The 6196-nt window shown below is 42.6% G+C and carries 5 protein-coding genes; all 5 read right to left on the bottom strand.

Going from position 1 to position 6196, the window contains the following annotated elements:
• Positions 1-125 precede the first annotated feature (125 nt).
• On the bottom strand, positions 126-854 hold the full coding sequence (gene yaaA / locus B7703_RS04295; protein ID WP_084923775.1) for a peroxide stress protein YaaA: 729 nt from the start codon (positions 852-854) through the stop codon (positions 126-128).
• Between the two features lie 78 nt (positions 855-932).
• Positions 933-1097 carry a YczI family protein gene (locus B7703_RS04290; RefSeq protein ID WP_192851961.1) on the bottom strand — a complete coding sequence of 55 codons (165 nt, stop codon included), beginning with the start codon at positions 1095-1097 and terminating at the stop codon, positions 933-935.
• A gap of 65 nt (positions 1098-1162) precedes the next feature.
• Complete coding sequence (locus B7703_RS04285) at positions 1163-2758, bottom strand: hypothetical protein (protein ID WP_084923771.1); 1596 nt, start codon at positions 2756-2758, stop codon at positions 1163-1165.
• An 11-nt stretch (positions 2759-2769) separates the two neighbouring features.
• Complete coding sequence (locus tag B7703_RS04280; protein WP_060627775.1) at positions 2770-3180, bottom strand: peptide deformylase; 411 nt, start codon at positions 3178-3180, stop codon at positions 2770-2772.
• A 113-nt stretch (positions 3181-3293) separates the two neighbouring features.
• The gene (locus tag B7703_RS04275) at positions 3294-5990 is read right to left on the bottom strand and encodes a cation-translocating P-type ATPase (RefSeq protein WP_084923769.1); all 2697 of its coding nucleotides are present in this window, start codon (positions 5988-5990) and stop codon (positions 3294-3296) included.
• Between the last annotated feature and the right edge of the window lie 206 nt (positions 5991-6196).

Below are 6196 nucleotides of genomic sequence, written 5' to 3'. Positions count from 1 at the left end.
GTTCATAGATCTGAACTTTATCATCATAACTCAATTTCATAATAAAACACCCCAAAAGTTAGATTTTTTCTGTCTAACTTTTGGGGTGCAGTACAATTCTGCTGACTTTTTCTTTTATCTATTTTCTATACTTCCTTTACAAAAACCAATTCCTGTGGCTGTGACAGGTCTTCTCGATAGTTAAATCCTGCAAAGCTTAAGCGACGAGCTTCTTCCACCGTCTGTACTTGATTTTCTATCAGGGCTGTTAGGAAGGCACCACGCGCTTTCTTAGAAATAGTTGAATGAATCTTCAGCTGACCACCTCTATCCTCCATGAATTTGAAGGTCACCATTTTTCCTCTGATTTCCTTAGAAAATACAGTCTCAAACTCGGATGACAAGAGAGAGAAAATTAGGTCTTCACCATTCATAGCTTCATCATAGGCTGCCTTCCAATGGCTCTTCAAAGTCTTACCAGCGACTTTTAATTTCATCAAAAAGTCCAAACGGTGAGGTGGCATAGGTGACAAGGCTGGAACGACTCCGTACAAAGCCGAAGTAATAAAGACATGATTTTCAAGATAGGCTTGTTCTGCCTCGGTCAACTTATCTCTCTTGATATGGCGGTACATGAGCCCATCAAAAAGTTTCAAGGCTGGGTAGTGTTGAGCAGTTTTGTTTTTTAAAGCTTGGATATTTTGAAATTCTTCCGCCGCCTTCTCGGCTGATACCTTGTAAAAACTCTCCAATTGACTAGCAGAATAGAGAGCCAAGGCATCCAGCACGGCCTGACTTTCTGGTTTTAAAGGAGTGGCTTCAATACTTGGCAAATCTGTGTTCATTTCTTTTGCTGTTGGGATTAAAATTTTCATATTAATAGTGTAGCATATTTTTTAGCCGCTACCAAGAAATTCATCTGAAAAACCTCGGTTTGACCGAGGTTTCTCTATTTATTTCGGCCATCCTAACCAGACAGCCACGAGAACAAGGGATATGCCTGCTAAGCTTGTTAAGATAGATAAAAGTTTATCTTTTTTCTCCTTGAACTGAGAAAAACCTATCTTCAAAGCGAGCAGTCCGAGTAGCATTGAAGCAATCATCACATAAAAACCCATTTGTTTGTCCTCCATTAGTATTAATTTACCTTACTATAGCATATACTTCTTAAATAAAGCTGTTTTTACTGAACTTTAAAGGTCTTGAGATAATTGTCTTTTCCTACTTGACCTTCAAAGTTTTTACCATTTTCAAGGTAAGGCAGGTCATCTGATACTGAGGCCTTAACCTTGTAAATCTTGCCATCAACTTTAAAGAAGTAGACGGTGTCTCCCTTGATAACAGCTGATTTGAGGTCTGCTACTACTCCCTTGATGCTTTCTGTCGTTGCATTGTCAATTTCAAGGTCGTTTTTATTGGCGTACTTGCTGAGCATCTCTTCCACTGTCGTAGCTACGATAACGTTTTGGTACTCGACTGCGTCTACCAGAGCATACTCTTTGACCAAGCCAGCATTGTCCTTCAAACCCATGATGTAAAGAGGCTTGTCATTAAGGTTGATGAGGATTGGGAAGGTTGCCTTGTAGGATTTCTCTTGGACAGCACCTTCGGCTGATTCACGGGCTGATTCTTCGGTCGCAGAAGCCAAGCTGTACTTAGTGATTTCTCCTGTTCGCATATTTTCAAGAATGAAACCAAGATTACTTTCATCTGCATTGGCCGATGTCACACCTGTGTAGAGATAGATGTCATTGCCGATAGACAAGTAATTATAGCCCTTGGTAGTCTGGGTCACGTTTTTCTTGGAAATCATGGCATTCCAGAAACCATCCTTGTACTTGCCGTTATAGTTGATTTGCTCAATGGTTTCCTCAGCTGGATAGACCCTGTCTACCCATTCTGGGACTTCTGATAAGCTGTATTCCTTGGTTTCTCCATTTGTAGCATCCAAGATAATGACTGAAACAGGACGGGGAACCGCAAGTCCAAATTGCTTTTGGTAAACCGTAGCCACATAGAAAGGATTACCTTCATCGTCCACCTCAAAAGATGGAGTCTTGAAGATTTTGGTTGGGTACTTCAAGCGCAGGTGACGCTTGACATCGCGGTTAAAATACTCCGAGTCCGAATACTTGATTGGTGTCTTCAAGTCCACCAAGTCCGCATTTCCGGTTACCATGTCCACCTTAATATATTCGCCGATTCCCTTGGCCTGATTGTTAAACCACTTGATAGGATCTGCATATTCTAAGGGTGTAACCCGATAAGGCTTCCCATCAATCGTCAATTGGGTATAGGTGTCTGCCGCTACGTACTGCGACACCTTATCCGTTAGGGAACCCAAGTAGCGGTCACCAATTTTTTCAGCAGTACTTCTATCTAAAATAGGAACCTTACTGGTATCAGTCTTAGGAAATTCAGTAAAGTCTTTTTCCGTAACCGTGACTACATTGGCATAATTCTTAGCCTGAAAAATGCTAGAAGTCACCAAGGAAACCAAGGCTGCTAAGAGAAGAATTCCTCCAATAGAAGCTAAAAGGATTTTCCCTAACCGATTGATTTTGAAACCCTCAAAATTTAAGGCTGCTTCCGCCTTGCCATGACGCACGTGAACTGTTTTGACCAGATTGATTCCCTTGCCAAAACCAAATAAGATTGCTACAAGCAGCAAATGCCCACAGAGGAAAAAGAGAAATTCCCAGCTGGTCAGGTTAAGAGGCGGTAAAAAGATATACCAGGTCGTTGCGATAAAAATAAGTTCAAAGACTATTCGTTTCATTTGCTTTCCTCCTAAATGATTCGTCCTTCCAAGTGATCCAGTTCATGCTGACAAATCTGGGCTGGGAAGCCTGTCAAGGTGATGGTCTGTTCCTGCCACTTGCTATCACGATAGGCAACCCTTATAGTTTCATAACGCTTAGTGGGTCTCACACCTGTCAAGGACAAACAGCCTTCTTCTGTATCATAAGGTCCTGAAAAAGACTTGAGAACAGGATTAAACATGACCATAGGAACCAAGCCAAGATTAAAAATAATCACGCGCTTCTGCACCCCAATCATATTGGCAGCCAGACCGACACAGGTCTCACGATTGGCTAAAAGCGTATCCTGTAAATCTCTGGCAAGATACAGATCATCCTGACTTGCCGGCTGAGATACCTGAGATAAAAACAAAATATCCTTCACAATTTTCTTTTCCACTTCCTCACACTCCTCTTACTTTTTACTATATTATAGCAATTATAGCACAAAAGCCGATAACTGCAAGCCCTTTCCTTCAACTGTAGCAAAAAGCCATCCGAAGATGACTTTTTTTAAATCGCATTCTTATCAAAGCCAAGTTTACGTTGAACAAACTTAACGATTTCGACGATGATAATCATTGAGAAGCTTCCGCCCATAACGATTCCCCATTGTGACAAGTCTAGTTTGGTTACGTGGAAGATTCCTTCAAGCGGTTCTACGACGATTGTTGCCATGAGAAGGATGAAGGATACCAAGATAGACCAGTTGAAGGTCTTAGACTTGAATGGGCCAACTGTTAAGATGGATTGGTAAACAGATTTCACATTGTAGGCATGGAAGAGCTGAATCAAGCCAAGGGTTGCAAAGGCCATAGTAAGGGCATCTGCGTGAATGGCATGATTGTCACCCACATGAACTGGGTAAGTAATCGCAAGGCCATAAACACTCATAACAATAGCTGCTTGGAGTACACCTTGATAGATGATAGAACTCAAAACACCACCTGAGAAGAAGCTTGCCTTTCGTCCACGTGGTTTATGGTTCATGACACCAGGCTCAGCAGGTTCAACACCTAGTGCAATTGCTGGGAAAGTATCGGTTACCAAGTTGATCCACAAAAGATGAACTGGCTGTAAGACATCCCAACCAAACAAGGTTGATAGGAAGATGGTTAATACTTCAGCAGTATTGGCAGAAAGTAAGTACTGAATAGTCTTTTGAATATTTGAGAAGACCTTACGTCCTTCTTCCACTGCGACGATGATAGTCGCAAAGTTGTCGTCAGCAAGAATCATGTCTGAAGCCCCTTTAGAAACCTCTGTACCAGTGATTCCCATACCGATTCCGATATCTGCTGTTTTCAGAGCTGGCGCATCATTGACACCATCACCTGTCATGGCAACGACCTTACCTTGTTTTTGCCAAGCCTTGACGATACGAACCTTATGCTCTGGAGATACACGCGCATAAACAGAGTATTGACCAACTACTTTTTCAAAGTCTTCATCAGATAGTTCGTTGAGCTCAGCACCAGTTAAAACGTGACCTTCTGTATCGTTTGCATCAATGATTCCCAAACGTTTGGCAATAGCTTCTGCAGTATCTTGATGGTCACCTGTAATCATGATTGGACGGATGCCAGCTTCCTTGGCTACACGAACAGCCTCAGCTGCCTCAGGACGTTCAGGGTCAATCATCCCAATCAAACCAGTAAAGATTAAATCATTTTCAAGCTCTTCAGAAGTGAGATTTTCTGGAATGCTATCGATAATCTTATAAGCACCTGCAAGGACACGCAAGGCTTGGTGAGCCATTTCAGAGTTGTTTGTATGAATGAGGTTTGTAACCTTCTCATCAATCGGAGCAATATCCCCAGCCTTATCACGAAGAACACAACGTTTCAAAAGTTGGTCTGGCGCACCCTTGACTGCTACAAGGAATTTACCATCTGGCAATGGGTGAACTGTTGACATGAGCTTACGGTCAGAGTCAAATGGCAACTCAGCCACACGAGGATATTTCTCTAAAAATCCTTTGACATCGTAACCCTTATCCAAGGCATACTGGATGAAGGCTGTTTCAGTAGGGTCACCAATCAGATTGCCTTCCACATCAATTTTCGTATCATTGGCCAAGACAACTGAACGAAGAAGAGGCATTTCAAGACCTAGCTCAATGTCATCAGCTGAATCATGTAGAACCGCATCGTAGAAGACTTTTTCGACTGTCATCTTGTTCATAGTCAGCGTACCAGTCTTATCAGAAGCGATGATTTCTGTTGAACCAAGAGTTTCTACTGCTGGCAACTTACGAACGATAGAGTTTCTTTTAGCCAAAACTTGAGTACCAAGGGCAAGAACAATAGTTACGATAGCTGGGAGCCCTTCTGGGATAGCTGCAACGGCAAGGGCAACAGAGATCATCAACTCACCGAGTGGATTTTTCCCTTGAATGAAAACACCCACTACAAAAGTAACAAGTGCAATAACCAAGATAGCATAGGTCAAGACTTTAGAAAGGTTGTTCAAGTTTTGTTTAAGTGGTGTATCTGTCTCATCCGCATCTTGAAGCATACCAGCGATATGACCAACTTCAGTGTACATCCCTGTATTGACAACAACACCCATCCCACGACCATAGGTCACGTTTGAGTTTTGGAAGGCCATATTGACACGGTCCCCAATACCAGCATCTGCAGCAAGTTCAACTGTCAAGTCTTTTTCGACTGGCACAGACTCACCTGTAAGAGCTGCTTCTTCGATTTTAAGAGAGTTGGCTTCAAGCAAACGTAGGTCTGCTGGCACCACGTCACCTGCTTCGAGAGCAACAATATCTCCTGGTACCAATTCTTTAGAGTCAATCTCAGCCATATGACCATCACGAAGAACGCGAGCAGCTGGACTAGACATGGATTTGAGGGCTTCGATAGCTTCTTCTGCTTTTCCTTCTTGGTAAACACCAAAGGCAGCGTTGATGATAACCACGGCTAGGATGATAATGGCATCTGCGATATCTTCCCCACCAGAAGTCACAACTGACAAGATTGCTGCCGCAACTAGGATAATAATCATCAAATCCTTAAATTGCTCGATGAATTTGACCAGGATTGATCGTTTCTCGCCTTCTTCGAGTTCATTGTGGCCAAATTCGGCAAGGCGCTTTTCTGCCTCACTTGATGACAAGCCTTGCTCGGTCGCATCCACAGCCTGCAAGACCTCTTCAGGACTCTGAGTGTAAAACGCTTGGCGTTTTTGTTCTTTTGACATGTGTCTCCTCCTTGACATTGTGTGCAAAACAGACTCTCTTTTCCCTCATCGTATCTTTTCACGACAAACAAAAAGAGACCTGTTAATCATAACAAGTCTCGCTGTTTAAGATAGTGCCGGAAAGCATACTTTTCAGTATAAAATTCGGAATGACGACACTATCACAGGTTTCTGCCAGCTACTCCCTTGAGTAGTACTATTATACC

It is taken from the genome of Streptococcus mitis (assembly GCF_002096735.1).
Taxonomy (GTDB): domain Bacteria; phylum Bacillota; class Bacilli; order Lactobacillales; family Streptococcaceae; genus Streptococcus; species Streptococcus mitis_CZ.
The sequence above is the reverse complement of the archived record's forward strand: the minus strand, read 5'-3'. Positions and strand labels throughout refer to the sequence as shown.

What these genes read in the sequence shown, in the direction of transcription:
- yaaA (WP_084923775.1), bottom strand. Translation starts at nt 854, where the DNA reads ATGAAAATTTTAATCCCAACAGCAAAAGAAATGAACACAGATTTGCCA.
- B7703_RS04290 (WP_192851961.1), bottom strand. Translation starts at nt 1,097, where the DNA reads ATGGGTTTTTATGTGATGATTGCTTCAATGCTACTCGGACTGCTCGCT.
- B7703_RS04285 (WP_084923771.1), bottom strand. Translation starts at nt 2,758, where the DNA reads ATGAAACGAATAGTCTTTGAACTTATTTTTATCGCAACGACCTGGTAT.
- B7703_RS04275 (WP_084923769.1), bottom strand. Translation starts at nt 5,990, where the DNA reads ATGTCAAAAGAACAAAAACGCCAAGCGTTTTACACTCAGAGTCCTGAA.